This is a genomic window from Nocardioides sp. IC4_145, from assembly GCF_011250565.1.
GTDB lineage: Bacteria > Actinomycetota > Actinomycetes > Propionibacteriales > Nocardioidaceae > Nocardioides.
The window spans coordinates 1-24,451 of sequence record NZ_JAANMS010000027.1 but is presented as its reverse complement, the minus strand read 5'-3'; the positions used below and the strand labels follow the sequence as shown (position 1 = coordinate 24,451).

The 24,451-nt window shown below is 74.5% G+C and carries 26 protein-coding genes; 15 read left to right on the top strand and 11 right to left on the bottom strand.

Annotated features, from left to right (window positions below):
• The first annotated feature begins 1 nt into the window (after position 1).
• From G6553_RS12435 to G6553_RS12400, 8 genes are all read left to right on the top strand, one after another.
• Positions 2 to 427: a hypothetical protein gene (locus G6553_RS12435; RefSeq protein ID WP_166193136.1), complete on the top strand. Its 426-nt coding sequence runs from the start codon at positions 2 to 4 to the stop codon at positions 425 to 427.
• Entirely contained in the window at positions 424 to 1,158 is a 735-nt protein-coding gene (locus tag G6553_RS12430; protein WP_166193133.1) for a type 1 glutamine amidotransferase, read from the top strand. Before G6553_RS12435 ends, G6553_RS12430 begins: the two co-directional genes overlap by 4 nt.
• On the top strand, positions 1,155 to 4,130 hold the full coding sequence (locus G6553_RS12425) for a bifunctional [glutamine synthetase] adenylyltransferase/[glutamine synthetase]-adenylyl-L-tyrosine phosphorylase (RefSeq protein WP_166193130.1): 2,976 nt from the start codon (positions 1,155 to 1,157) through the stop codon (positions 4,128 to 4,130). The genes G6553_RS12430 and G6553_RS12425 overlap by 4 nt, the downstream gene beginning before the upstream one ends.
• A 9-nt stretch (positions 4,131 to 4,139) precedes the next feature.
• On the top strand, positions 4,140 to 4,928 hold the full coding sequence (locus G6553_RS12420) for an isocitrate lyase/phosphoenolpyruvate mutase family protein (protein ID WP_166193127.1): 789 nt from the start codon (positions 4,140 to 4,142) through the stop codon (positions 4,926 to 4,928).
• An 84-nt stretch (positions 4,929 to 5,012) separates the two neighbouring features.
• Positions 5,013 to 5,708: a hypothetical protein gene (locus G6553_RS12415; protein ID WP_166193124.1), complete on the top strand. Its 696-nt coding sequence runs from the start codon at positions 5,013 to 5,015 to the stop codon at positions 5,706 to 5,708.
• A 98-nt stretch (positions 5,709 to 5,806) separates the two neighbouring features.
• On the top strand, positions 5,807 to 7,276 hold the full coding sequence (locus tag G6553_RS12410) for a PepSY domain-containing protein (protein WP_166193121.1): 1,470 nt from the start codon (positions 5,807 to 5,809) through the stop codon (positions 7,274 to 7,276).
• Between the two features lie 185 nt (positions 7,277 to 7,461).
• On the top strand, positions 7,462 to 8,175 hold the full coding sequence (locus G6553_RS12405) for a signal peptidase I (protein ID WP_207619701.1): 714 nt from the start codon (positions 7,462 to 7,464) through the stop codon (positions 8,173 to 8,175).
• Positions 8,172 to 8,537, top strand: coding sequence for an Hpt domain-containing protein (locus G6553_RS12400; protein ID WP_166193118.1), 366 nt, complete (start codon positions 8,172 to 8,174; stop codon positions 8,535 to 8,537). The genes G6553_RS12405 and G6553_RS12400 overlap by 4 nt, the downstream gene beginning before the upstream one ends.
• Positions 8,538 to 8,553: 16 nt before the next feature.
• Here the strand turns inward: G6553_RS12400 and G6553_RS21220 are convergent, their stop codons facing one another.
• The gene (locus tag G6553_RS21220; protein ID WP_347565685.1) at positions 8,554 to 9,291 is read right to left on the bottom strand and encodes a response regulator transcription factor; all 738 of its coding nucleotides are present in this window, start codon (positions 9,289 to 9,291) and stop codon (positions 8,554 to 8,556) included.
• A 132-nt stretch (positions 9,292 to 9,423) separates the two neighbouring features.
• Between G6553_RS21220 and G6553_RS21215 the strand changes: the two genes are divergently transcribed.
• Complete coding sequence (locus G6553_RS21215; protein ID WP_166193115.1) at positions 9,424 to 9,888, top strand: hypothetical protein; 465 nt, start codon at positions 9,424 to 9,426, stop codon at positions 9,886 to 9,888.
• 377 nt (positions 9,889 to 10,265) lie between these two features.
• Positions 10,266 to 10,565: an STAS domain-containing protein gene (locus tag G6553_RS12385; RefSeq protein WP_166193112.1), complete on the top strand. Its 300-nt coding sequence runs from the start codon at positions 10,266 to 10,268 to the stop codon at positions 10,563 to 10,565.
• A 79-nt stretch (positions 10,566 to 10,644) separates the two neighbouring features.
• Here the strand turns inward: G6553_RS12385 and G6553_RS12380 are convergent, their stop codons facing one another.
• Positions 10,645 to 11,454 carry a sigma-70 family RNA polymerase sigma factor gene (locus G6553_RS12380; protein ID WP_166193109.1) on the bottom strand — a complete coding sequence of 270 codons (810 nt, stop codon included), beginning with the start codon at positions 11,452 to 11,454 and terminating at the stop codon, positions 10,645 to 10,647.
• 170 nt (positions 11,455 to 11,624) lie between these two features.
• Between G6553_RS12380 and G6553_RS12375 the strand changes: the two genes are divergently transcribed.
• The 3 genes from G6553_RS12375 to G6553_RS12365 are packed head-to-tail and all read left to right on the top strand — an operon-like array spanning position 11,625 to position 13,610.
• A complete protein-coding gene (locus tag G6553_RS12375) occupies positions 11,625 to 12,401 on the top strand; it encodes an SDR family oxidoreductase (RefSeq protein ID WP_166193106.1) in 777 nt (258 codons plus the stop codon).
• 11 nt (positions 12,402 to 12,412) lie between these two features.
• On the top strand, positions 12,413 to 12,925 hold the full coding sequence (locus G6553_RS12370; RefSeq protein WP_166193103.1) for a MarR family transcriptional regulator: 513 nt from the start codon (positions 12,413 to 12,415) through the stop codon (positions 12,923 to 12,925).
• Positions 12,909 to 13,610: an alpha/beta hydrolase gene (locus G6553_RS12365; RefSeq protein WP_166193100.1), complete on the top strand. Its 702-nt coding sequence runs from the start codon at positions 12,909 to 12,911 to the stop codon at positions 13,608 to 13,610. Before G6553_RS12370 ends, G6553_RS12365 begins: the two co-directional genes overlap by 17 nt.
• On the opposite strand, the gene G6553_RS12360 is transcribed toward G6553_RS12365, so the two are convergent.
• The 4 genes from G6553_RS12360 to G6553_RS12345 are packed head-to-tail and all read right to left on the bottom strand — an operon-like array spanning position 13,597 to position 17,553.
• A complete protein-coding gene (locus G6553_RS12360) occupies positions 13,597 to 14,373 on the bottom strand; it encodes an enoyl-CoA hydratase (RefSeq protein WP_166193097.1) in 777 nt (258 codons plus the stop codon). The two genes, G6553_RS12365 and G6553_RS12360, sit on opposite strands and share 14 nt — an antisense overlap.
• 35 nt (positions 14,374 to 14,408) lie before the next feature.
• Positions 14,409 to 15,317 carry a 3-hydroxyisobutyrate dehydrogenase gene (gene mmsB, locus G6553_RS12355; protein WP_166193094.1) on the bottom strand — a complete coding sequence of 303 codons (909 nt, stop codon included), beginning with the start codon at positions 15,315 to 15,317 and terminating at the stop codon, positions 14,409 to 14,411.
• Positions 15,314 to 16,393, bottom strand: coding sequence for an enoyl-CoA hydratase/isomerase family protein (locus tag G6553_RS12350; RefSeq protein WP_207619699.1), 1,080 nt, complete (start codon positions 16,391 to 16,393; stop codon positions 15,314 to 15,316). Before G6553_RS12350 ends, mmsB begins: the two co-directional genes overlap by 4 nt.
• Positions 16,390 to 17,553, bottom strand: a complete 1,164-nt coding sequence (locus G6553_RS12345) for an acyl-CoA dehydrogenase family protein (RefSeq protein ID WP_166193091.1) — start codon at positions 17,551 to 17,553, stop codon at positions 16,390 to 16,392. Before G6553_RS12345 ends, G6553_RS12350 begins: the two co-directional genes overlap by 4 nt.
• A 77-nt stretch (positions 17,554 to 17,630) precedes the next feature.
• Here G6553_RS12345 and G6553_RS12340 point away from each other — a divergent pair, with 77 nt between their 5' ends.
• Positions 17,631 to 18,179, top strand: a complete 549-nt coding sequence (locus tag G6553_RS12340) for a bifunctional adenosylcobinamide kinase/adenosylcobinamide-phosphate guanylyltransferase (protein WP_347565684.1) — start codon at positions 17,631 to 17,633, stop codon at positions 18,177 to 18,179.
• Positions 18,180 to 18,194: 15 nt separating this feature from the next.
• On the opposite strand, the gene G6553_RS12335 is transcribed toward G6553_RS12340, so the two are convergent.
• Positions 18,195 to 18,944, bottom strand: coding sequence for an adenosylcobinamide-GDP ribazoletransferase (locus G6553_RS12335; protein WP_166193088.1), 750 nt, complete (start codon positions 18,942 to 18,944; stop codon positions 18,195 to 18,197).
• Between the two features lies 1 nt (position 18,945).
• Complete coding sequence (gene cobT / locus G6553_RS12330) at positions 18,946 to 19,974, bottom strand: nicotinate-nucleotide--dimethylbenzimidazole phosphoribosyltransferase (protein WP_166193085.1); 1,029 nt, start codon at positions 19,972 to 19,974, stop codon at positions 18,946 to 18,948.
• A 73-nt stretch (positions 19,975 to 20,047) separates the two neighbouring features.
• Between cobT and G6553_RS12325 the strand changes: the two genes are divergently transcribed.
• A complete protein-coding gene (locus G6553_RS12325) occupies positions 20,048 to 20,746 on the top strand; it encodes a SprT-like domain-containing protein (protein ID WP_166193082.1) in 699 nt (232 codons plus the stop codon).
• Between the two features lie 6 nt (positions 20,747 to 20,752).
• On the opposite strand, the gene G6553_RS12320 is transcribed toward G6553_RS12325, so the two are convergent.
• From G6553_RS12320 to G6553_RS12310, 3 genes are all read right to left on the bottom strand, one after another.
• Entirely contained in the window at positions 20,753 to 22,681 is a 1,929-nt protein-coding gene (locus G6553_RS12320; RefSeq protein WP_166193079.1) for a CocE/NonD family hydrolase, read from the bottom strand.
• Positions 22,682 to 22,816: 135 nt separating this feature from the next.
• Positions 22,817 to 24,106 carry an HNH endonuclease signature motif containing protein gene (locus G6553_RS12315; protein WP_166193076.1) on the bottom strand — a complete coding sequence of 430 codons (1,290 nt, stop codon included), beginning with the start codon at positions 24,104 to 24,106 and terminating at the stop codon, positions 22,817 to 22,819.
• Positions 24,107 to 24,245: 139 nt separating this feature from the next.
• On the bottom strand, positions 24,246 to 24,451 hold a 206-nt coding region (locus tag G6553_RS12310; protein WP_166193073.1), incomplete at its 5' end, for a hypothetical protein.

The following is a 24,451-nucleotide window of genomic DNA, read 5'->3' as shown; positions in this document are numbered from 1 at the left end:
CGTGGCACGCACCGGGGCCGCCGACGATGCGGTCGTCTACAGCCAGGACCGCGAGCGTCGCCTGCGGATGGCGTTGTACGTCGCGCTGGGCATCGGCGCCGTCGTGGCAGCGTTCGCGGCGTGGGTCCTCGTGGGCGTGCTGCCCGACGACAGCGGCGCGCTGACGTACGCCGTGTCGCTCACCGTGGCGGCGGTCGTCGTCCTCGGGGTCACCGGGTTCGCGCTGCGGGCGCTGCCCGCGCGGACGGCCGAGGCCAAGCGGTGGTGCGTCGTCGTCGGCGTGCTGCTGCTGCCGGTCTCGGTGCTGCTGGGCCAGCTCGGGTTCGTGACGATCGTCGTGGGGCTCAGCGTGCTGTTCCTCGCGCTGATCGCCGACGACCCGTCGCTGGACACCAAGCCGGGCGTGCCGAAGGGCTACCGCCGGTGACCGGCCCGCGCGTGCTGGTCCTCGAGCACGACCGCGACTGCCCTCCGGCGCTCGTCGGCGACTGGCTGGCCGCGGCCGGCTGCACGCTCGACGTGCTGCGGCCGTACGCCGGCGACCGGGTGCCCGCGACGCTCGATCCCGCCAAGCACGACGCGCTGCTGGTCCTCGGCGGCCCGATGGGCGTGCGCGACGGGGAGCGCCACGCGTGGCTCGGGCCGACGATGGGCCTCGTCCGCCAGGCGGTCGCCGCCGGCGTGCCCACCCTCGGCATCTGCCTGGGCCACCAGCTCGTCGCCACCGCGCTCGGCGGGGCGGTCGAGGTCAACCCGGCGGGGCAGCAGCTCGGCCTGCTCGAGGTCGGCTGGACCGACGCGGCCGTCGACGACCCGCTCGTCGGCGGGCTGACGACCGGCGCCCGGCGCGGCGTGCACTGGAACAACGACGTGGTCACCACGGTGCCCGACGACGCCGTCGTGCTGGCGCGCACCGACGACGGACAGGTGCAGGCGGCGCGGTTCGCGCCCGCGGCCTGGGGCGTCCAGCTGCACCCCGAGGTCACCGCCGACGTGCTGCGCCCCTGGGCGGAGGACGACCGCGGCTCCCACGAGGCCCGCGGCATCGACCAGGCCCGGTTGCTGGCCGACATCGAGGTGGCCCGGCCCGAGCTCGAAGCGGCCTGGCGGCCGGTCGCCGAGCGCTTCGCCGACCTGGCCCGGCAGGACCGCCGGTGAACCGCGCGGCGACCTCGAAGGGGGCCCTGCTCCGGCTGGGGTTCCTCGACAGCGAGGCCGCCGCGGAGCACCTGCGCACGCTCGGCCCCACGGCCGAGGAGCTGCTCCACCTGCTCGCGCGCACCGCCGACCCCGACCTCGCGCTCGCCACGCTCGTGCGGCTCGCAGAGGCGCTCGACGACCCGGGCGCGATGCTCGAGGCGCTCGCCGACGACGAGGGCACCGCCATGCGCGTGCTGTGCGTCCTCGGTGCGTCGGCCGCCCTCGGCGACCACCTCGTCCGGCACCCGGCCCACTGGCGGGAGCTCACCGACCCGACGCTCGGCTCGACCCGGCCGGCGGCGTACGCCCTGAGGGCGGCGCTGCTGACCAGCGTCGGCGCCGACCCCGACGCGCCGGAACCGGTCGCCACGCTCCCGGACGGGGAGGCGCTGGACGCGCTGCGGGTGGAGTACCGCCGGTGGCTGCTGCGCCTGGCCGCCCGCGACCTCGCCCACGCCCTCGGCGTCGACGACACCGCCGCCGAGCTCAGCGACCTCGCGGCCGGCACCCTCGAGGCGGCGCTGGCCGTCGCCCGCCAGCGCGTGGGGGAGCAGTCCGCACTCACCCGCCTCGCCGTCATCGCGCTGGGCAAGTGCGGCGGCCACGAGCTGAACTACGTCTCGGACGTCGACGTCGTCTTCGTCCACGAGCCGGCCGAGGGGGCCGACGACCACGCCGCGCTCCGGGCCGCCACCCAGCTGGCCGGCAACCTCATGCAGGTATGCTCCGACCAGACCGGCGAGGGCACCATCTGGCCCGTCGACGCCGCCCTGCGCCCGGAGGGCAAGGCCGGCCCGCTCACACGGACGCTCGCCAGCCACCAGGGCTACTACGAGCGCTGGGCGAAGACCTGGGAGTTCCAGGCGCTGCTCAAGGCCCGCCCGGTCGCCGGCGACAAGGAGCTCGGCACGGCGTACGCCGCCATGGTCGCGCCCCTGGTGTGGAGCGCGGCCGAGCGCGAGGGCTTCGTGCCCGACACCCGGGCGATGCGGCGCCGGGTCGTCGAGCACATCCCTGCCCGCGAGGCCGAGCGGCAGCTCAAGCTCGGCTCGGGCGGGCTGCGCGACGTGGAGTTCGCCGTGCAGCTGCTCCAGCTCGTCCACGGCCGCGGCGACGAGTCGATCCGCGCGACGGCCACCCTCAGCGCGCTGGCCGACCTCACCCGCGGCGGGTACGTCGGCCGCGAGGACGGCGAGGCGCTGCACGAGGCCTACGCGTTCCTGCGCACGCTCGAGCACCGCATCCAGCTCTTCCAGCTGCGCCGCACCCACGTCGTGCCCGACGACGAGGAGGCCATGCGCCGGCTCGGGCGCAGCGTCGGCTACCTCCGCGACTCCGCGGCCGCTCTCGACAAGGAGTGGCAGCACCACCGCCGCGAGGTGCGGCGGCTGCACGAGAAGATCTTCTACCGCCCGCTCCTCGAGGCGGTCGCGGCGATCCCCGGCCCGGGCGTGCGGCTCTCGACCGAGGCGGCGGGGGAGCGGCTCGCGGCGCTCGGCTACCTGGACGCGAAGGCCGCCCTGCGCCACCTCGAGGCGCTCACGAGCGGCGTCTCGCGCAGCGCGAACATCCAACGGGCGCTCCTGCCGGTCATGCTCCAGTGGTTCGCCGACGGGCCGGACCCCGACGGCGGGCTCTTCGGGTTCCGGCGGATCAGCGAGGCGCTCGGGGACAGCCCGTGGTACCTCAAGACGCTGCGCGACGAGGGCCAGGTCGCCGAGCGGCTCGCGCAGGTTCTGTCCCGCTCCCGCTACGCCACCAGCCTGCTCGAGCGGGAGCCGCAGGGCGTCCGGCTGCTCGGCGAGGACCTCACGCCGCTGGGCGGCGAGGCGCTCGTCGAGGAGATGTGCGCGGCCGCCCGCCGCCAGCAGGACCCCGAGAAGGCGGTGCGCGTGGTCCGCGCCGTCCGCCGCCGCGAGCTCTTCCGCATCGCCGCCGGTGACCTCGTCGGGCTCACACCGGTCGACACCGTCGGCGCCGCGCTCAGCCGGCTGACCGACGCCACGCTCGAGGCGACCCTCGACGTCGTGGGCCGGGCGGTCCGCGAGCAGCGCGGCCTCGACGAGGCGCCGACCCGGATGGCGATCGTCGCGATGGGACGGTACGGCGGGTTCGAGCTGTCCTACGGCTCCGACGCCGACGTGCTGTTCGTGCACGACCCCGTGCCGGGCGCCGACCCGCAGCGGGCGTCGTCGTACGCCCAGGCGGTCGCGAACGAGCTGCGCCGCCTCCTCGGCCTCCCCGGCGGGGACCCGCCGCTGGCCGTCGATGCCGACCTGCGGCCCGAGGGAAAGCAGGGGCCGCTCGTGCGCACGCTCGACTCCTACGCGGCGTACTACGCGAAGTGGTCGATGGTCTGGGAGGCCCAGGCGCTGCTGCGCGCCGACGCGGTGGTCGGCGACCCCGACCTGCGCCGGCGCTTCGAGGAGATGGTCGACCCGCTGCGCTTCCCCGAGGGCGGCATCACCGACGACGACGCGCTGGAGGTGCGCCGGATCAAGGCGCGCGTGGACCGCGAACGGCTGCCGCGCGGTGCCGACCCGCAGATGCACCTCAAGCTCGGCCGCGGCGGGCTCGCCGACGTCGAGTGGACCGTGCAGCTGCTGCAGATGCGGCACGCGCACGAGGTCGAGGGGCTGCGCACCACCCGGACGATGGCCGCGCTCGACGCCGCCCGGGAGGCCGGGCTGGTCGACGCCGGCGACGCCGACGTCCTGCAGCAGACCTGGCGACACGTGAGCCGGGTGCGCAACGCGGTCACGTTGGTGCGGGGGACGCCCTCGGACCAGATGCCCCGCGACGCGCGCGAGCGGGCGGCGGTGGCCAGCATCCTGGGCTACCCGTCCGGCGAGACCGACGCGATGGTCAACGACCACCTGCGGCACACCCGACTGGCCACCGCGGTCGTGGACCGCGTCTTCTGGGGGTAACGAACAGCCATGACCGACTCCTCCAGCGCCACCGCCGCGAAGGCCGGCGAGCTGCTCCGCCTGCACCGGGACCCCGAGCTGCTCACCGTCGTCAACGTGTGGGACGCGATCAGCGCCAAGGTCGTCTCCGACGTCCCTGGCACGAAGGCGCTCGCCACCGCGAGCCACTCCATCGCCGCGACCCTCGGCCACGAGGACGGCGAGCAGATCCCGCTCGATGAGATGCTGGACATGATCGGTCGGATCGTGCGCGCGACGGACCTGCCCGTCACCGCGGACCTCGAGGGCGGGTACGGCGACGCAGCCGGCACCATCCGCCGGGCCATCGATCTCGGCGTCGTCGGCGCGAACCTCGAGGACCAGCTCAAGCCGCTCGCCGAGGCCGCCCGCCAGGTCGAGGACGTGGTGCGCGTCGTCGAGCAGGCCGGCATCGACTTCGTGCTCAACGCCCGCACCGACGTCTTCCTCAGGGCCGGGGACCGGGACCGCGGCGAGGTGCTCGCCGATGCGACCGAGCGCTGCCGGGCGTTCCTCGACGCCGGCGCCCCGGTGGTCTTCGTGCCCGGCTTCCTCGACGAGGCCGAGGTCGCCCACCTCGTCGACGCCCTCGGGCCGCAGAAGCTCACGCTCATCGGCCTGCCCGGCCACCCGCCGCTCGCGCGCCTGCAGGAGCTCGGCGTGGCCCGGGTCAGCTTCGGCCCCGTCCCGCAGAACGTCGCCCTCACCGCGCTCCAGAAGATGGTCGAGGACGTCCACCGCGGCGGCACCGCGCCTGAGGACACCCGCCGCCTGAACTGAGCCGCCGCCTGAACTGAGCCTCCGGCCGCTGGTCGAGCGGCGGAGCGTGAGCCGGGGCGGGTCGGTCATGGGATGATCGGGCTCGTGGAGCGTCGGATGGACCCGGTCGTGCTGTGGGCGCGCGCCGTCGTCGTCACGCTCCTGGCCGTCTTCCTCGGCGCGGCAGGTCACGTGACGGCCGAAGGGCTGCTGCCCGGGCCCGGGGTGCTGGTGCTGCTGGTGGTCGTCGGGGCGGTCGTCTCGGCCGCGCTGCTCGCCCGCCCCGCCTCGTCGCTGCGCGTGGTGGTCACGCTCGTGCTGGGCCAGGCCGGCGTGCACGCCGTGCTGACCGCGACGGGCGGGCACGTGGGTGATGCGCCCACGGCGCGCGGGCCACTGGCGCACGCGACCGGCGCCGCGCTGCCCGTCGTCGACGGCCGTCGCGTCGGGTCGCTCCAGGAGGCCTACGAGGGTGCCGGTCACGCGGTCGCCCCCGCGCTCCCGGTCGGGCACCTCGTCTCCGACCTCACTGCCCACGCGCCGATGATGGTGGTCCACCTCGTGGCCGCGGTCCTCGTCGGGCTGTGGCTGGCGGTGGGCGAGCGGTCCCTGTGGACGCTCGTCGCGCTGGCCTCGACCGCCTTCCTCCGGCCGTTCCTGCTCGCGCTCGCCGCGCTCGGCGCGGTCCGCGTGCCGTCCGTCGTGACTGCCGCGGTGCGGTCCGACGAGCCGGCTCCCCGCACGACCTCCCTCCTCGCGCGCTGCGTCGTACGCCGCGGGCCGCCTCTCCTCGCGGCCTGACCCCGTCCGCAGCGGACCGCCAGCCGAGGCGGTCCGTCGACCCCTGCGTGCACGGCGCCCGTCCGGCGTACCTGCACGCCGTCTCGAGGAGAGACCGCATGACCGACGTCCGCGTGCCCGAGCGCGCTCCCGACCCGGACTCCGGCCCGCGACGGCGCCGGCCCGACCGCGACGGCAAGCCGTCCGGTGGCGGGCTCTTCCGCGCCGTGTGGCGCTGGCACTTCTTCGCCTCGTTCGTCGTGGTGCCGGTGCTGCTGGTGCTCGCCGTGACCGGCCTGATCTACCTCTTCCGCTTCCAGCTCGAGCCGTTGCTCCACCCGGACCTGATGAAGGCCGAGCCGACGGCGACCCAGCAGATCGCGCAGCCGTACTCCGCGCAGCTCGCCGCCGTCCAGTCGGCCTACCCCGACGCCACGGTCGTCTCGCTGGCGGAGCCGCGCGAGGAGGGGCGCAGCACGGTCTTCTCCGTCGTCCTGCCCGACGGGGAGGGGCGCGACGTCTTCGTCGACCCGTTCGCGGTCGAGGTGCTCGGGTCGATGAACCCCGACACGACGCTCTCCGGCACGGCGGTGCGGCTGCACGCCGACCTGATGTCGGGCCGGGTCGGTGACGCGGTCATGGAGCTCGGCGCCTGCTGGGCGATCGTCATGGCGATCACCGGGTACTACCTGTTCTTCCGCGGCCGCAAGGCGCGACGACGGCTGGCGCGGTCGGGCCGCCCGGCGGCCAGGCTGCGCGCCCGGCACGGCATCGTCGGCGCCGTCGTCGGCGTCGGCCTGCTCACGCTGCTCGTCTCCGGCCTGCCCTGGACCGGCTTCTGGGGAGCGAAGGTCCAGGAGCTGGCCACCGCCCAGGGCTCCTCGATGTGGAGCACCGACCACGGCGGCTTCTCCGACCCGGTCTCGACGCTGGACGAGTCGCTCCCGCACAGCCACGTGCAGGACGCGCCCTGGGCGCAGCACAAGTCCGAGGTGCCGCGGTCGGAGGTGCCCGAGCCGGACGCGGCCGGGGAGGTCAGCGTGGCGAACGTGGACACCGCGGTCGTCGTCGCCGAGCGCGAGGGCCTGCGCCGGCCCTTCACGATCGCGATCCCGAGCACCGACGACGGGGTCTTCTCGGTCATCGGCTACGCGTTCGACGCGCCGTCGGACGAGCGGACGGTGCACGTGGACCGGTACGGCGGTCAGGTCGTCTCCACCTACGGGTACGACGACTACCCGGCGCTGGCGAAGGTGGTCGCCCAGGGCATCGGGCTGCACGAGGGGCGCAGCCTCGGGCTGTGGTCGTTCTGGGGCGCGGCGCTGATGTGCCTCGGGGTGGTCGTCTCGTGCGTCACCGGGCCGCTGATGTGGTGGCGTCGGCGCCCGCGCGGCAAGGCGTCGATCGGCGCCCCGCGGGGGCGGATGCCGTTGCGCTCCACGCCGGCCCTGACGGTCGGCATCGTGGTGCTGGGGGTGCTGCTGCCGTTCTTCGGGATCTCGTTGCTGGTGGCGCTGCTGGTCGACCAGCTCGTGCTGCGGCGGGTGCCCGCCCTCGCCGGGTGGTTCGACCGGCCGGCGCAGGCCTGAGCGGGGGGCGAGCGGTGCGGTGACGGAGGCCTGCTCCACCCTGGGAGGGGTTGAGCAGGCCTTGAGGAAACCTCGGGGTTTCGCCAGCGGGACCCTTGATCTGCGGGCGGCAGAGTTCTCGTCATCAGGGCAGCACCAGCCGGGACGACCGGCAGCAGCCCCCACCAGTCCCGAGGAGTCCGGTCGTGAGCACCGTCGCACCGCAGGCCGTCATCGTCGGCCGCCACCGCGCCGAGCAGCCGCAGCGCGTCATCACCCGTCGGCCGGTCCTCGCGCAGCGCGCCACCGAGACGTCCGAGCCGCAGGCGCCGCAGGAGCAGCCCCGCAGCGAGCGCTCCGGCCGTCGCTGGGCCAGCCGGCTCATCAGCATGGTCACGACCGTGGTGCTGCTCGTGGGCGCGCTGGCGTTCTGCTTCCTCGCGGTCGGCCCGCACCTGCTGGGCTACCGCACCTCCACCATGCTCACCGGCAGCATGGAGCCCGGCATCATGCCCGGCGACGTCGTCGTGACCACCCCCGAGCCGGCCTCCGAGGTCGCCGTCGGTGACGTGATCAGCTACCACATCCCGGTCGAGGACCGCCGCGTCGAGACCCACCGCGTCGTCGAGGTCATCAACAACGAGGACGGCACCACCGCCATCCGGACCAAGGGCGACAACAACGACAACGTCGACCCGTGGGTCGCCACCCTCGAGGGCGACACCGTCTGGGAGATGCAGGCGGTCGTGCCGAAGCTCGGCACCGCCATCCGCGCGCTCCGCTCGCCGGTCGTGCAGGACGGGGTCCTCTGGGTCGCGCTCGGCGGCGCCATCCTGCTCGGCATGTCCCTCATCTGGTCCTCCGACGACGAGGACGACGAGACCGACCAGGACGACGAGACCGCGGGGGAGCAGGCATGAGCGCCACCCTCGTCCTCGACCGCGAGGCACTCACGCGCCTCGGGTCGGACATCCAGGACTGCGAGTTCGCGATCTCCTTCGCCCGGCGTTACTGCTCGATGCTCGAGAGCCGGGTGCGTCGGATCCTCGACGCGCTCCTCGACGGCGACCTGGTCGCCGCGATGGACTCGGTGCTCAGCCTGAAGGTCTCCTCAAGCACCGTCGGCGCCCACGAGCTGGCCGACCTGGCGCTCGCCGTCGAGCAGCACGTGCGGTGCCGCGACGTGATCGCCGCCCGCCAGCAGGCGGCCGCGCTCGCCGACGCCGCCGACCGAGCCGAGACGGCGCTGGCCGACTACCTCACGGCGTACCGGGCGAGCTGAGCCGGGCGACCCGGGGCTACAGCGACTCCATGCGGTAGCCCACGCCCCGCACGGTCCGCACGAACTTGGGTCCCTCGCGGGACTCGCCGAGCTTGCGGCGCAGGTTGCCGACGTGCACCTCCACCAGGTGGGTGTCGGTCGCCCAGTCGGTGCCCCACACCGAGCGGAGCAGCGCCTCGCGGGTCCACACCCGCGCCGGGGTGCGCATCAGCTCGGTGAGCAGGTCGAACTCGGTCCGGGTGAGCGAGAGCTCATCCGCGTCCCGGAACGCGCGCCGGCCGTCGACGTCGACCTTCAGCGGCCCGTGCTCGAGCACCTCGTGCTCGGGCTCGCCGGAGCTGGTCGGCGCCACCGACAGCGCCGGACCGCGGCGCGGACGCCGGAACAGGGCGTTCACCCGGGCCTTCAGCTCGCGGACGCTGAACGGCTTGGAGAGGAAGTCGTCCGCGCCGGTCTCGAGCCCGATCAGCCGGTCGATCTCGTCGTCGCGGGCGGTGATCATGACGACGTAGGCGTCGCTGGTCTCCCGGATCCGCCGGCAGGTCTCGATCCCGTCGATGCCCGGCAGGCCGAGGTCGAGGGTGATCAGGTCGGGGTCGAGGGAGTGCACCGCCTCGACGCCGGCCAGCCCCGAGTCGACGGCCGTGACGTCGAATCCCTGGGTCTGCAACGTGAACTCGATGAGCGCGCGGATGTCCTCGTCGTCCTCGACGACCAGCGCCGTGCGCTCCTGACCCGAACCCGAACCGTCCACGACGCCGAGTCTGCCAGACCTTGCGCCTTTCTTGAGGTTCCGGCTCGGGCCCCTTGAGCCCGTGTCGGCAGACTTCTGTCCATACCCCCGAGAACACCCCGCACGACACCCCCACAGCACAGGAGAGCACCGATGGTCCGCAGCACCGACACCTGGCGTCGAGCCGTGTCGCTCGTGCTCGTGGTGCTGTGCTTCCTGGCCGTCCCGCAGGTCGCCCAGGCGGTCTTCAACGGGCAGGTCAAGCCCGGCGGTACGGCGGTCGCGGCCGCGCGGATGGCGCCGGTGACGGCCATCTCCGGCTCGATCACGTGCGACTCGCGTTTCCTCGACAAGAGCACCGCGACAGTGGCCATCACCGGCGTCACTGATGCCGGCCAGCTCGACGTCCCGGTGACGTACAGCGTCGAGGTGAGCCGGAACGGGACGTCGTCGGCGAGGCTCAACGGGAAGACCGGGAGCGTCTACATCGAGCAGAGCTACGCCCTCGCGCGGATGACGTTCGACGTGAGGATCACGGCGACCTACCGGTCCTGGTCCACGTCGTTCGAGCGAGAGGCGACGTGCCCGGCGTTCAACGTAGGGACGAACCGCCTCTGAGCGACACGCCGGTGGTCTCGACCAACTGCCGCGGCGAACTCCGGTTGTGCCACCATTTGGGTGCCAGGTCGCGATCGATGCCCCCCAGAGGTCGCGTCCTGGCATTTCAACGTCCGGACGCGGATCCCGAGTGGCAACCCGCCCCCGGGACGCGGGCTGCCGAGGGCTCTCTGCCCGGTTCGGGCGGGTCGCAAACCGAGCAGCGCGGGTGACGCGCCCGCCTCACCCCGTGGGGTGGCGCGCCGATTGTTCGCCTCGAGATGGTGACGTGGACACCGATGCGGCGTAGCGTCGATGACGTGCCCGGAGCTTCCGGTGCCATCCACCAGGACCTCTCGGCCCGGATTGTCGGTCTCTTGCACTTCTCACTGAACACCGTGGCTGATCCGCCTCAGCTGCGCGTCGTCGTCACCGGCGAGCTGGACGTCCTCTCGGCGTCCGGCCTCCGAGGTGCTGTCGCGCGCCACTCCGCGGACGGCTGCAGCTCCGTCGTGATCGACCTCGAGGGAGTGACCTTCATCGACTGCACGGGACTCTCCGCACTCCTTGCCTGCCAGCAGGAGGTGGCCGCCTCCGGCGGGACCTTCGGCGTGGCGGCCCTCAGTGCGGCGGTCGCCCGGGTGGTGGAGCTGACCGGCACCGCCGGGCGCTTCGACACCATGACGCTCTCGGCCTAGCCGGTCGAACCCGTCCCCACGCAGCACGGCCCGTCACTCCCGGAGGAGTGACGGGCCGTCGTGCGTGGGTGGGCCGGGGTCAGACGCCGGTGGGCTCCAGCTCGCCGATGCCCTCGCGCAGCGTGCCGAGGATCCGGCTGAGCAGGCGCGAGACCTGCATCTGGGTGACGCCGAGCTGGTCGGCGATCTCCTGCTGGGTGCAGTCCTCGGCGAAGCGCAGGTGGAGGATGCGGCGGTCGCGCTCGCTGAGCTCGCGCATGAGCGGGGTCAGCATCGCCCGCGCCTCGGCCGCGCGCTCACCGCTCGGGTCGTCGTCGCTGAGGGTGTCGCCCAGCGAGCCACGGCCGTGGTCGGGGGAGACCGGCACGTCGAGGGAGAGCGGCTGGAAGCAGCCGTCGGCCATGAGTGCGGCCCGCACCTCGGAGGGCTTCAGGTCGAGCTGCTCGGCGATCTTCTCCGCCGAGGCCGGCTCGCCGGACTCGCGGGCGCGCTGGTGCGCGGCGACGACCTCCGACTGGATCTCCTGGACCCGGCGCGGCGGACGGACCATCCAGCCGAAGTCGCGGAAGTAGCGCTTCAGGTCACCGCGGATCGACGGCACGGCGTACGCGAGGAAGTCGCGGTCCTTGCTGGCGTCGAACTTCGGGACGATGCGCACGAGGGTGAGGAGGGCGACCTGCTCGAGGTCCTCGAGCGGGACACCGCGGTTGCGGAACCGGGACGCGAGGGTGCGGGCGACCTCGATGTTGAGGAGGACGATCTCCTCGTGGAGGCGCTCGCGCTCGATCTCGTTGTCGGTGGCGGCCGCCTCCGCGAACAGACGGGCGGTCTCGGCCTTGCGACGGAGGTCCTTCGGTCGGCGTCCTAGGGGCACAGCACTCGTCGTCATGACCCCTCCCTACCCGGGTCCGCCGGGGCGAAACCACCGACTCGCCAATAGACCCGAAGGGGTGGGCTCAACCACTGGGAGGACACAGGTCCCGGTGGGTCGGCGGAGCGGGCACGCCCGCGTCGCCGCGCTGCTAGCGTCCGCCGCGTCCCACGAGACCAGGAGGCGCCGTGCCCCGTCGTACCGTCATCACCGGCAGCGCCGCAGGCATCGGCCACGCGCTGGCCGAGCAGCTCCGGGCCCGCGGCGAGGAGGTCATCGGCGTCGACCTGCGCGACGCCGAGGTCGTCGCCGACCTCTCGACGCCGGAGGGGCGTGCGGCCGCCGTCGTCGGGGTGCGCGAGCTGGCGGGTGACCGCGTCGACGCGCTGGTCACGTGCGCCGGGGTGGCCGAGCCGAGCCCCCTGATGGTGCGCATCAACTACTTCGGGACCGTCGAGGTGGCCGAGGCGCTGCAGCCGCCGCTCGCCGCCTCCGACGCCCCCCGGGTCGCGGTGATCGGGTCGATCTCGGGGACGATGGGCAACGACGACCAGGTCCGGCGCGCCTGCCTCGACGGTGACGAGGCGACGGGCGTCGCCCGCGCGAGCGAGCTGACCGAGGGCGGCCGCCCGCACTCCATCTACCCCGCGACCAAGGCGGCGCTCGCGGAGTGGGCGCGGCGCACGTCGGTCGCGCCCGGGTGGGCGGACGCCGGCATCGCGCTGAACGTCGTCGCGCCGGGCGTGGTGCTGACCCGGATGACCACCGGCCTCTTCGAGGACCCCGTGATGCGCGAGCTGATGGACGCCGCGGTGCCGATGCCGCTGAACGGCTACGCGCCGCCCGAGGCGGTGGCGAAGGTGCTGGCGTTCCTGGTGTCGGCGGACAACACCCACGTCACGGGGCAGGTGCTCTACGTCGACGGCGGCGCCGAGGTGACCACGCGGGCCGCCGACCTGTTCTAGGCTCCGGGGCGATGAGCAGCCCACCCACGCCCGGCCGCGACCCGATCGCCGAGGCCCGCCGCCAGTGGGTGGCGCACGGGTGGGCGGACGCCGCGCCGGGGATGGCCGCGGTCACCTCCGTCATGCGGGCGCAGCAGCTGCTGCTGACCCAGATCGACGCGCTGCTGCGGCCGTTCGGGCTGACGTTCGCGCGGTTCGAGCTGCTGCGGCTGCTGTCGTTCGCCTCCGAGCAGCGGATGACGATGCGCCGCGCCGGGCAGCGCCTCCAGGTGCACCCGACGTCGCTGACCAGCCTGGCGGCCCGGCTCGCGGAGGACGGGCACGTCGAGCGGGTGGCCAACCCCGACGACGGCCGGTCCGCGGTGCTGGTGCTGACCGCGTCCGGCTCGCGGCTGGTCGAGGAGGCGACGGCGGTGCTCAACGCCGAGGTGTTCGAGGCGATCGGGCTGTCGTCCGACGACGTGGCCGTGCTGGTGGACGTCCTGGGACGGTTCCGCGCGGGGCGCGGTGACTTCGCTCCCTGAGGCGGGTCCGACGCTGGTCGCCGTGCCGGGTCTCGGCCTGCGCCCGACCGCCTGGGACACCACGTACGCCGCGCTGCCGGGACGGCGGTCGCGCACCGTCCTGCTGCCCGGCTTCGGCGAACGGCCGACCCGTGCCGACCGGCTCGACCCCGCAGCGCTCGGCCGCCGGCTCGTCGAGCGGTTGTCGCCGGACGACCGGCCGGTCGTGCTGCTCGGGCACTCCGCCGGCGCCCAGGTCGTGGCCCATGCCGCGGCCGCCGCCGCGGACCGGGTCGTCGGGCTCGTCCTGGTCGGGCCGAGCACCGACCCGCGGGCCCGCTCGTGGCCCGCGCTCGTCGGGCGGTGGCTGCGCACCGCGGCGCACGAGCGGCCCGGGCAGCTGCCGGTGCTGGCGTGGAGCTACGCGCGGACCGGCCCGCTCCACGGCGTACGCACGATGGAGGCCGCGCGGCACGACGACGTGCACGAGACGCTCGCGGCGGTGCGCTGCCCGGTGCTCGTCCTGCGCGGGCGGCACGACCGGATCTGCCCGCTCGACTGGGCGGAGCGGGTCGCGGCGGCCGGGCCGGCAGGGTCCCGGGTGGAGACGCTGCCGGTCGGCGCCCACATGGTGCCGCTGACGCACGGACCGCAGGTCGCCGCCGCGGTGGCGGCGTACCTGCGCGCCGACGTCAGCGGTGCTTGAACTCGGCCTTCCGCTTCTCCACGAACGCGCCCATGCCCTCGGTGCGGTCCTCGAGCGCGAACGCCGCGTGGAAGGTGCGACGCTCGAACTTCACGCCCTCGGCGAGCGTGGTCTCGAAGGCGCGGTTGACGGCCTCCTTGGTGGCGTAGAGGACCGGCAGCGACTTCTCGGCGATGGTTGCCGCGACCTCGGCGACCTGCGTGAGCAGCTCCTCGGTCGGCACGACGCGCGAGACCAGGCCGACGGCGAGCGCCTCCTGGGCGGTCATCGTGCGCCCGGTGAGGATGAGGTCCATCGCGACGGCCTTGCCGACCGCGCGGGTCAGCCGCTGGGTGCCGCCGATGCCCGGGAAGACGCCGAGGTTGATCTCCGGCTGGCCGAAGCGGGCCGACTCGGCGGCGATGATGATGTCGCACATCATCGCCAGCTCGCAGCCGCCGCCCAGCGCGTGGCCGGAGACGCCCGCGATGACCGGCGTGCGGAGCGTCGCGAAGCGGTCCCACGCGGCGAACCAGTCGCCGAGCGCCATGTCGGCGTACGACTGCTCGGCCATCTCCTTGATGTCCGCCCCGGCGGCGAAGGCCCGCTCGGAGCCGGTGACGACGATCGCGCCGATGCCACGGTCGGCGTCGAGCTCCTCGGCGGCCGCGACGACCTCGGTCATCAGCTGCGCGTTGAGCGCGTTGAGCGCCTTGGGACGGTCGAGGGTGATCGTCCCGACGCGGCCCTCGCGGGTCACCTGGATGGTCTCGTACGACGACATGGGGCTCCTCGGGTTCGGCTGCGGGTCTGGTCGGGTCACTCGGCCGTGGCGGCCGAGCGCTCCCGGATGGTGTTGACGATGGCGGAGAAGTCGAGGCCGGCGCCGCCCTCGTCCGCGAACCGACGGTAGAGCTCCTCGGCGAGGGTGCCGACGGCGGCGTCGGTGCCGGACTCCTCGACCGCGCGGCGGGCCAGGCCGAGGTCCTTGGCCATGAGCGCGCCGGCGAAGCCGGGCTTCCAGTCGCGGTTGGCCGGGCTGGTCGGCACCGGGCCGGGGACCGGGCAGTTGGTGGTCAGCGCCCAGCACTGCCCCGAGGCGGTGGAGGCGACGTCGAAGAACGCCTGGTGCGTCAGGCCGAGCTTCTCGCCGAGCACGAACGCCTCGGAGATCGCGATCATCGAGGCGCCGAGCACCATGTTGTTGCAGATCTTCGCGGCCTGGCCGGCGCCCGAGGCGCCGCAGTGGACGACGCGGCCGGCCATCGGGTCGAGCAGCGCGGTGGCCTGCTCGACGAGCGCGTCGTCGCAGCCGAGCATGAACGTGAGCGTGCCGGCCTCCGCGCCACCGACGCCGCCGGAGACCGGGGCGTCCGCGGCGCGGTGGCCCGCGGCGACGGCGAGGTCGGCGGCCTGGCGGGCGTCGGAGACGGCGACGGTCGAGCAGTCGACGAAGAGCGTGCCGGGCGCGGCGGCGGCCAGGACCTCGTCGTACACCGACAGCAGGAGGGCGCCGTTGGGGAGCATGGTGATGACGGCGCCGGCGCCCTGGACCGCCTCGGCGGCCGAGCCCTTGACGTCGATGCCGGCCTCGCGGGCCTTGTCGCAGGCCTCCTGGCCCACGTCGAAGCCGGTGACGGTGCGACCGGCCTTCACGAGGTTGGCGGCCATCGGGCCGCCCATGTTGCCCAGGCCGATGAAGGCGACCTGGTCCGAGGTGGTGCTCATGCGGGTCCTCCGGAGGTGGTGGGGAGCTCGAGCTCGCCGGTGGGCAGCGGCTCGAAGAGGGCGGCGACGGCGGCGGGGTCGACCTCGTCGAGCGAGGCCGGCTGCCACTGCGGGTTGCGGTCCTTGTCGATGACCTGGGCGCGGACGCCCTCGACGAAGTCGGGCACGTCGAGGAAGCGCACCGTCAGCCGCAGCTCCATCGCGAGCGCCTCGCCGAGGTCGGCCAGGCCGGCCGCCTCGCGCAGGGCGCGGAGGGTGGTGGTGACGGCGAACGGCGAGCGCCTGGCGAGCGTCTCCGCGGCCTGCTGGGCCTCGGGGGAGCGGTGCTCGCGCAGCCGCGCCAGGACCGCGGCCGCGTCGTCGCCGGCGTAGCACTCGTCGATCCAGTCGCGCTGGGCGAGCAGCGGTGCCTCGGGGGCGGCCTCGGCGAGGTCGGCCAGCACGGCGTCCGGGTCCTCGTCGGCGAGCCGGCGGGCCAGCTCGTCGAGGCGGTCGGACGGGACGTAGTGGTCGGCCAGGCCGAGCGCGATCGCGTCACCGGGACCGACCGAGCCGGCGGTCAGGCCGAGGTGGGTGCCGAGCTCGCCGGGGGCGTGGGAGAGCAGCCAGGTGCCGCCGACGTCGGGCACGAAGCCGATGCCGGTCTCGGGCATGCCGAGGGAGGAGCGCTCGGTGACGACGCGGTGGCTCGCGTGCGCCGAGACCCCGATGCCGCCGCCGAGCACGATGCCGTCCATCACGGCGACGTACGGCTTGGGGTAGGTCTTGATCGCGTGGTTCAGGACGTACTCGTCGGACCAGAAGCGCGCGGACTCGTGGGTGCCGGCCTTCGCGTCCTTCCAGATCGACACGATGTCGCCACCGGCGCACAGGCCGCGCTCGCCGCGCCCGGTGAGGAGCACGGTGCGGACGGCGTCGTCGTCGCGCCAGGCGGCGAGCGCGTCCTGGAGCAGCCCGACCATGGTGTGGTTGAGCGCGTTGATCGCGCGCGGCCGGTTGAGCTCGAGCCGGCCGAGGTGCCCGGCGGTGGAGACGACGACCTCGGGCTCCTGCGCGCCCACCTGCTGGTCGGTCATGCCGCTCCCTGGGTGAGCGCGCGGCCCACGATGACTCGCATGATCTCGTTGGTCCCTTCGAGGATCTGGTGGACACGGAGGTCGCGGACGACCTTCTCGATGCCGTACTCGGCAAGGTAGCCGTAGCCGCCGTGCAGCTGCAGGGCGGTGTTGGCGGCCTTCCAGCCGGCGTCGGTGACGAAGCGCTTGGCGCCGGCCACGACGACCGCGGCGTCCGGGTCGCCGGCGTCGAGGCGGGCCGCGGCGTCGTGCAGCATCGTGCGCGCGGCCTGGAGCTCGATGTGGGCGTCGGCGAGCGCGAACACCAGGCCCTGCTGGTCGGTCAGCGGGCCGCCGAAGGCCTGCCGGGTCCGGAGGTGCTCGGCCGCGCGGTCGACGGCCCACTGGGCGCCGCCGAGCGAGCACGCGGCGATGTTGAGCCGGCCGCCGTTGAGGCCGCGCATCGCGATGGAGAAGCCCTGGCCCTCCTCGCCGAGGAGGTTCTCGGCGGGGACCCGGACGCCGTCCATGACGACCTGGCGGGTGGGCTGGGCGTGCCAGCCCATCTTCTGCTCCACAGCGCCGAAGGAGAGGCCCTCGGACTCCGCCGGGACGATGAACGCGCTGATGCCCTTGGGGCCGGCGCCGCCGGTGCGGGCCATGACGACGTACACGCTCGAGGCGCCCGCGCCGGAGATGAACTGCTTGGTGCCGGACAGCACCCACTCGTCGCCTTCGCGGCGCGCGGTGGTGCGCAGGTTGCCGGCGTCCGAGCCGGCGTCGGGCTCGGTCAGGCAGTAGCTCGCGAGGTTCTCCATGCCGGCCAGGTGCGGCACCCAGCGGGAGCGCTGCTCGTCGGTGCCGAACGTGTCGATCATCCAGACGGCCATGTTGTGGATGGAGATGTACGCCGCCACCGCGACGTCGCCGCGGGAGAGCTGCTCGAAGATGAGCACGGCCTCGCTGCGGCCGAGGCCGGAGCCGCCGACGTCCTCCTTCGCGTAGATCGCGCCGAGGCCGAGCCCGCCGGCCTCGGCCAGCACGTCGACGGGGAAGTGGTGCGCCTGATCCCACTCCACGGCCTTCGGGGCGATCCGGGCCTCGGTGAAGTCGCGGACCGCCTCGACGATCGCGCGACGCTCCTCCGCGTCCAGGCCTGGTGTGCTCGGCGAGGTGCTCATGAACGGCACTCTGCCATTTGGTTGGACGTCCTAGCAAGAGGTCGGGCGCCCGATCATCGGCTGGCTAGGCTTGTCACGTGGAGGCGTCGAGGGTGTTGGTGACCGGTGGCGTGCGGTCGGGAAAGTCGACGCACGCCGAGCGGCTGCTGGCCGACCGGCCGGCCGTCGCGTACGTCGCGCCCGGGCCGTCGCCGTCGGCCGACGACGCCGACTGGGCCGCCCGCGTCGCCGCGCACCGGGCGCGCCGGCCGGCGTCGTGGACGACCGTCGAGACCGCCGACCTGGCGGCGGCCCTCGCGGGTGCTGCCGGGGCCGTCCTCGTGGACTGCGTCGGCACCTGGCTGACCGCGCTGGTCGACGAGGCCGGGCTCTGGGAGGCGCCGGCCGACGAGGTGCACGGTGTGGTGCTCGGTGCGGTCGAGCCGGTGGTGGCCGCGCTGGGTGTCGCTCGAGGGCCGGTGGTGCTGGTGACCAACGAGGTGGGGCTCGGCGTCGTGCCGGCCCACCGGTCGGGGCGGCTCTTCCGCGACCTGCTCGGGACGGTCAACCAGCGACTCGGCGCGGCGTGCGACGAGGTGCACCTGGTCGTGGCCGGGCGGGTGCTGGTGCTGCCCGACCCGCTGTGAGACCGGCTGCGTCCCTCACGCGGAGGCGACGACGAGCAGGGTGGCGAGGGCGAGCTCGACGGACGCGCCGAGGATGTCGCCGGTGACGCCGCCGAGCCGCGTGACCGCCCTGCGGAGGAGCAGCACGACGACCGCGGTGGCGGCGAGGACCGCGATGACCCCGGCCGGGCCGGCGACGACGTACGCCACGGCTGTGGTGGCGAGCTGGAGCGCGAGCGTGGCGAGCGGGCGGACCGAGCCGACGTAGGTCGATCCGAGCCCGTCGGCGCGGGCGCCCGGGACACCGCGGGTGCAGCCGAGGGCGAGGGCACAGCGGGACAGGCAGACCAGCACGCCGGCGACCAGCCAGCCGCGGTCGGTGCGGAGCACGGCGGCCAGCGCGGCGACCTGGGTGCCGAGCACGAGGACGACCGCGGCGACCCCGGCCGGCCCGGAGGTGCCGGACCGCATGACCTCGAGCGACCGGGTGCGGTCGTAGGAGGAGGTCAGGCCGTCGGCGGTGTCGGACAGGCCGTCGAGGTGGAGGGCGCGGCTGCCGGCGACGAGCGCCGCGACCGCCAGGACCGCGGTCAGCAGCCCGGTCAGGCCGAGCTCGCGGCCGAGCAGGCCGATGGCCGCGACGAGCGCGCCGAGCGGCACGGCGGCCAGCGGGGCGAGCAGCATGGCGCGGCCGGCGGTGCGGCCGTCGACCGTGCGCGGTGGGGCGACGGGGACCGCGGTCAGCGTGCCGACCGCGAGCCGCCAGGCGTCGAGGAGCGGGCCCACCTCAGCCGGGCAGCAGGTCGCTCAGCAGCGCTACGTCGCGCAGCAGGCCCACCGCGCTGCGGAGCAGCGGGACGGCGGCCACGGCGCCGCTGCCCTCGCCGAGGCGCAGGTCGAGGTCGAGCAGCGGCTCGAGACCGAGCTTCTCCAGGGCGAGGGACTGCGCCGGCTCGGTCGAGCGGTGGCCGGCGACGAGCCAGTCGGCCACGCCCGGGTCGATCCGGACCGCGGTCAGCGCGCAGGCGACCGACATCAACCCGTCGAGGACGACCGGCACGCCGGCCTCCGCGGCGGCCAGCACGAAGCCGGTGGTCGCGGCGAGGTCGGCACTGGCGAGCGCCGCCAGCGCCTCGAGGGGGTCGGCGGCGCGGTCGCCGGCGCGGCGCAGCGCCTGGGCCACCACCTCGGTCTTGCGGGCCAGGCCGGCGTCGTCGACACCGGTGCCGCGGCCCACGACCTCCTCCGCGGGCAGGCCGAGCGCAGCGGCGACGAGCGCGGCGGCCGGGGTGGTGTTGCCGATGCCGAGGTCGCCGCTGATGAGCACCTGGGCGCCCGCGGCGACCTCCTCGGCCGCGACCGTGCGGCCGACCTCGAGCGCACGGCGTACCTCCTCGGCGGTGAGGGCGTCCTCGAGGTGGATCGCGCCGCTGCCGCGGCGGACCTTGTGGGCGCCCACCTCGGCCGGGACGCCGCCGAGGTCGTCGTCGACCCCGATGTCGAGCACGCGCACGTGCACGTCGTGGGCGCGGGCCAGCGCGGAGACGCCGGCGCTGCCCGCGAGGAGCGAGCGGACCATCGCCGGGGTCACCGCGGCCGGGTAGGCCGATACGCCGTGGGCAGCGACACCGTGGTCGCCGGCCAGCACGACGAGGCGCACGTCGGTCAGCGCCGGCGGCGGCACGGAGCCGAGCATCGCGCTCAGCCGCACGCCGAGGTCGCCGAGCCTCCCCAGCGCGCCGGCGGGGGTCGCGAGGCCGGCGAGCCGCTCGCGGGCGGCGGTCTCGAGGGCGGGGTCCGGGGGAGTGATCGGCACGGGCGGAGCGTAGTCCGCGGCGCTGTGGAGCGGCGTGCCCGGACCGTCGGCGGACCGGCTTAAGGTTCCGGCCGTGGACCTGGACGAGGCGGGGCGGATGGCGCGGAGGCTGCTGGACGAGCACGGCCTGGGCGACTGGACGGTGGTGTTCGACCGGGCGAAGCGGCGCGCCGGGATCTGCCGGCCGCACCAGCGCCAGATCGGGCTCAGCGCGCCGCTGACCGTCCTGCACGACGAGGCCGAGGTGTGCGACACGGTGCTCCACGAGGTCGCGCACGCGCTCGTCGGTCCCCGGCACGGGCACGACGCGGTGTGGCGGGCCACCGCTCTTCGCATCGGCTGCTCGGGGCGGCGCTGCTCCGACCCCGACGCGCCGAGCATCGAGGGCGACTGGGTCGGCACCTGCTCGGCCGGCCACCGCGTCACCCGGCACCGGCGGCCTGCGCGTCCGGGCTCGTGCACCCGCTGCTCGCGGACGTTCAGCCGCGAGCACCTGATCTCGTGGACGCACCGGGGCGCCGTCGTGCCCATGGGCGAGGCGTACGACGCCGCGCTGCGCCGCATCCTCGCCGGCGCTGAGCCGGCGGCGGCCGGCGCCGGGTCGGCCGGGCCGGCGCCGCGGGTGGGTCAGCGGGCGCGGATCGTGGCGGGCGGTCGCTACGACGGCGTGGTCGGGACCGTGCTCAAGCGCGGGCGGACCCGGTTCCACGTCCGGGTGCGCGACCGGGTGCTGACCGTGCCGTTCGGCCTGCTGGAGGTGGTCGACCGGTAGCCGCGCTCACCGCCGCCCGCGGCTGAGGAAGGGGATGGTCAGGCGGGAGGGGTGCTCCGCCGAGGTGTGCAGCGTGATCGGGGTGAGGCTGCCGGGCAGGTCGGGCAGTGCCGGCAGCAGGTGCGGGACGTCGAAGGCCTGGACGGCGATGCGGAGCCGGTGGCCCTTGCGGATCTTCGCGGCGGTCGGGAAGACCTCGACGTCCACCGGCACGACCCTGCCGGGCGCCGGGGAGCGGGACGCGCGCGTGAACGGGTGGTAGGGCTGCAGGACCTCACCGTCGAGGTAGCGCGTGCGCCTCTTGTCCAGGGCGCGCTGGGCGATGAGCTGCCAGCCGCCGCTGAGCCGGGTGACCCTGCCGGACGGGGCGACGTCGGAGATCGAGACCGACAGCATCCCGCCGCCGGTCGGGGTGGAGGCGAAGAGCCGCGCGTTGACCGGTCCGGCGAAGCGGACCGGCTTCGTCATCGGCGCGGTCTCGTAGACGATGCCGGTGCGGTCGTTGAGCGCGTTGTCCTGGAAGCACGGCAGGTCGGCGGCGAGCACGGCGGGGATGCCGGCGGTCCACTGGCTGGCCGAGCGGGTGCAGAGACCGGAGACCGGCACCGGCGGGACGACGGCGGTGCCCGGCCTCGCCGGACCCGTGGTCAGCACGCCCGGGCGCACCGCGGTCGTGGCGCCACCGGAGAGCCGGTAGCTGCGGGCGGTGGCGTCCCGGTCGATCCACTCGCGCTGGGTGCGCCACGTGCCCGAGCCGTTCTCGTAGACGTTGACCGGGGCGATCGCCCCGAGCCGGCTCGTGCGTGCGCCCTCGAGCCAGCGGTCGAACCAGCGCAGCTGGAGCTGCGAGAGCGTCCCGTGGCCGACCTGGTCGATGTCGGTGCCCATCGAGCCCTCGAGGTGGTTCCACGGGCCGACGACCAGCTTCGTCGGGACGCCGCGCTCCTGCAGCGCCTCGAACAACAGCGGGGTGCCGCGCTGGAAGAGGTCCTGCTGGCCGCCGACGAGGAACGTCGGCACGTCGACGTCGTCGACGACCTCCAGCGGCGAGCGGGTCCGGTAGAACGGTCCGTCGTGCGCGGCGTCGCCGCCGAGGACGGCGTCGAGCAGCAGCGGCGCGGTGAAGGTCGCGGCGCCGAAGACGTGGGAGAGCAGCGCCCTCACGCCGGACGCCGGGTCGGTGGCGGTGACCGCGGGCGGGATGACGCCGGTGGTGGTCACGAGCCCCATCCACAGCGGGATGAAGCCGACGTCGACCTGGCCGCCCGACGCGACGACGTCGCGGTAGACGTCACCGGCGGGAACCTGCGGGAAGATCGCCTTCAGGCCCTTCGGCCTCAGCGCTGCGGTGAAGAGCTGGTTGATGCCCATGTACGACGGGCCGCGCATGCCGACCTTGCCGTTGCTCCAGGGCCGCGCCCGCGACGCCGCCCACTCGACGACCTCCTTGCCGTCGAGCTGCTCGCGCTTCCCGAACGCGTCCCAGGTGCCCTCCGAGCTGCCCGTCCCGCGCGCGTCGACGGTCAGCGATGCGTAGCCGCGCCGCACGAGGTAGCCCGGCTCGTCCTCGCCGAGCGAAGAGCCCATGACGCTCTTGTTGTAGGCGGTGATCGTCACGACCACCGGGAACCGGCCGCGCGCCGCCGTCCCGTCCTTGCGGGCCGGCAGCTCGAGGTCGCCGCGGAGCACCGTGCCGTCGGACATCGGGATCGCGAGGTCGGCCTGCTTCACCGTGCCGGAGTGCGTCGCCGGGCGCGCCCGCCAGCCGTCCGGCACGGGCACCGCACGAGCCGTCGCGGGCTCGCTGGTCGTGATGGTCGAGCCGGTGGTGGCGGTCGCGTCGGTGGCGGTCGCGGGGCCGGCCGGGGCGACGAGGGCGGTCGTCGCCAGGAGGCCGGCGGCCAGGAGGGTGCGGCGGAGGGCCGGGTGGCTCACGTGGAGGTCCTCGGGTGTCGGTGACGACGGTCACCGGCTCAACGGACGACCGGACCGGCGGTTACCCGCTGGTCGATGCTCGCGGTCACCACGCGTGCACCCAGGCGCGCTCCGGGTCGTTCGTCGTGCTGCCGCTCAGGTGGCGAGGACGTAGTAGTCGAGGTGGAGGGGTGGGGCGTCGACCTCGTGGATGGTGGCGAGGGCGGGTGGTCGGGTGCGGTGTCGGTGGCCGGTGGGGGTGGTGGTCTCGATCGATCCGTCTGGTGATGGTCGGGCGTGCCAGCCGGGTGCTTCCTTGGCGAGGTTGCAGGCCTCGCAGAGTCCTTGTCCGTTCTCGGCGCTCGTCTCCCCGCCGTCGGCCACGGCGTCGGCGTGGTCGGTGTGGCGGATGGGTGCGTCGCACCAGGGGGTGCGGCAGACCTGGTCGCGGAGCCGGATCAGCTTGGCCAGCCCGGCGGGGTAGGTGCGGGCTCGGGAGTCCATGGCGACGAGCTCGCCGGTGGTGGGGCTGGTGTAGAGCCGACGCAGCCACAGCTGCTCGCCGGCGGCAAGGGTGTCGGTGAGGATCTCGCGGCCGAGCTCGGCGGGGATCGGGCCGTACCCGTCGATGTGGGCGGTGTCGTCGGCGTCACCGAGCACGGACCGGTCGGTCATCACGAGCCCCAGTTCGATCTTGTTCCCGGTGGTGGCGTGGTGGCCGGCGAGGACGTGGTCGACGAGGGTGTCCGCCATGACCTGCCCCTTGGTGCGAGCGTCGCCCTCGGCGCGGGCGGTGCCGGCGGTCTTGGTCAGGGCTGCGTAGCAGGCGACGCCGTCCTTCACCGGGAGCAGGGCGGTGAGGTGGACCATCGTGTCCGGCGCGGGCCGGATCGTCACGCAGCGTTCCTCCTCGGCCTTGCGGCGCCGCTTCACGACCGCGGCGGGGTCGAGGCGGGCGGCGTGGTTGCGGCAGAACGACGCGATGTCCCGCACGCTCATCGCGTCGAGGGTCTCGGGGTCGGCGGCGAGGAGGCGGTCGACCTCGAGGCGGTCCTCGACCTCCAGGCAGGCGGTCTCCCGGGCGGCGTGGGTGGCGCCGTGCTCGGTGACCTTGCCCTGTCGCCAGGCGGCCCACAGGTGGGGCATCTCGTCCGGCACGACCTTCGCCAGGGCGAGGTGGCGCTGGCCTCGGTGGTGGGACTCCTTGCGGGCGAGCCCGACCTGCGCGGCGACCCCGCGGCCGCGGACCTCCGCCGGCACACCGGCTGCGGCCTGGGCTGCGGTCGCGACACGGACCAGGTCCTCGAGCGCGGTGATCGCATCGATCAGTTCGACGTCGTCCAGGCCGGACGCGGTCTCGAGGGCGGCGGTGAGCTGCTCGCGGTAGGCAGTGATGTCCGAGGCATGGAGGACTCCCGTGACAGGCTCCTGGATCACATCGAACATGCATTCGATTGTACCTTGTCGTAGTGGCGCTGGGAAGGGTTGATCCACCGTCGTCGGCGGGTTTTAGCGGCGCGCCAGCGCGCGCTCCCCGGTCAGCCGGACGACGCCAGGGCTCGCTGCTCGACCAGCCAGTGTGGGGTCAGGGGCGGGGTGGGACGAGGAGGCCGACGTCGTCGTCGAGGACGTCGGTGGTGAGGTCGAGGACGTCGCGGACGGCGCCGGTGACGGGGGCGGCGGCGTTGCCGGTGGCGCTGTCGAGGACCTCGACCACCTCGTCGACCACGGGGTCGAGCAGGCCGGAGGTGGGACCGGAGGGCTGGCGCGGCGGACCGGTGGGCGCGGGGG

What these genes read in the sequence shown, in the direction of transcription:
- G6553_RS12420 (WP_166193127.1), top strand. Translation starts at nt 4,140, where the DNA reads ATGACCGACTCCTCCAGCGCCACCGCCGCGAAGGCCGGCGAGCTGCTC.
- G6553_RS12410 (WP_166193121.1), top strand. Translation starts at nt 5,807, where the DNA reads ATGACCGACGTCCGCGTGCCCGAGCGCGCTCCCGACCCGGACTCCGGC.
- G6553_RS12400 (WP_166193118.1), top strand. Translation starts at nt 8,172, where the DNA reads ATGAGCGCCACCCTCGTCCTCGACCGCGAGGCACTCACGCGCCTCGGG.
- G6553_RS21215 (WP_166193115.1), top strand. Translation starts at nt 9,424, where the DNA reads ATGGTCCGCAGCACCGACACCTGGCGTCGAGCCGTGTCGCTCGTGCTC.
- G6553_RS12380 (WP_166193109.1), bottom strand. Translation starts at nt 11,454, where the DNA reads ATGACGACGAGTGCTGTGCCCCTAGGACGCCGACCGAAGGACCTCCGT.
- G6553_RS12370 (WP_166193103.1), top strand. Translation starts at nt 12,413, where the DNA reads ATGAGCAGCCCACCCACGCCCGGCCGCGACCCGATCGCCGAGGCCCGC.
- G6553_RS12360 (WP_166193097.1), bottom strand. Translation starts at nt 14,373, where the DNA reads ATGTCGTCGTACGAGACCATCCAGGTGACCCGCGAGGGCCGCGTCGGG.
- mmsB (WP_166193094.1), bottom strand. Translation starts at nt 15,317, where the DNA reads ATGAGCACCACCTCGGACCAGGTCGCCTTCATCGGCCTGGGCAACATG.
- G6553_RS12350 (WP_207619699.1), bottom strand. Translation starts at nt 16,393, where the DNA reads ATGACCGACCAGCAGGTGGGCGCGCAGGAGCCCGAGGTCGTCGTCTCC.
- G6553_RS12345 (WP_166193091.1), bottom strand. Translation starts at nt 17,553, where the DNA reads ATGAGCACCTCGCCGAGCACACCAGGCCTGGACGCGGAGGAGCGTCGC.
- G6553_RS12315 (WP_166193076.1), bottom strand. Translation starts at nt 24,106, where the DNA reads ATGTTCGATGTGATCCAGGAGCCTGTCACGGGAGTCCTCCATGCCTCG.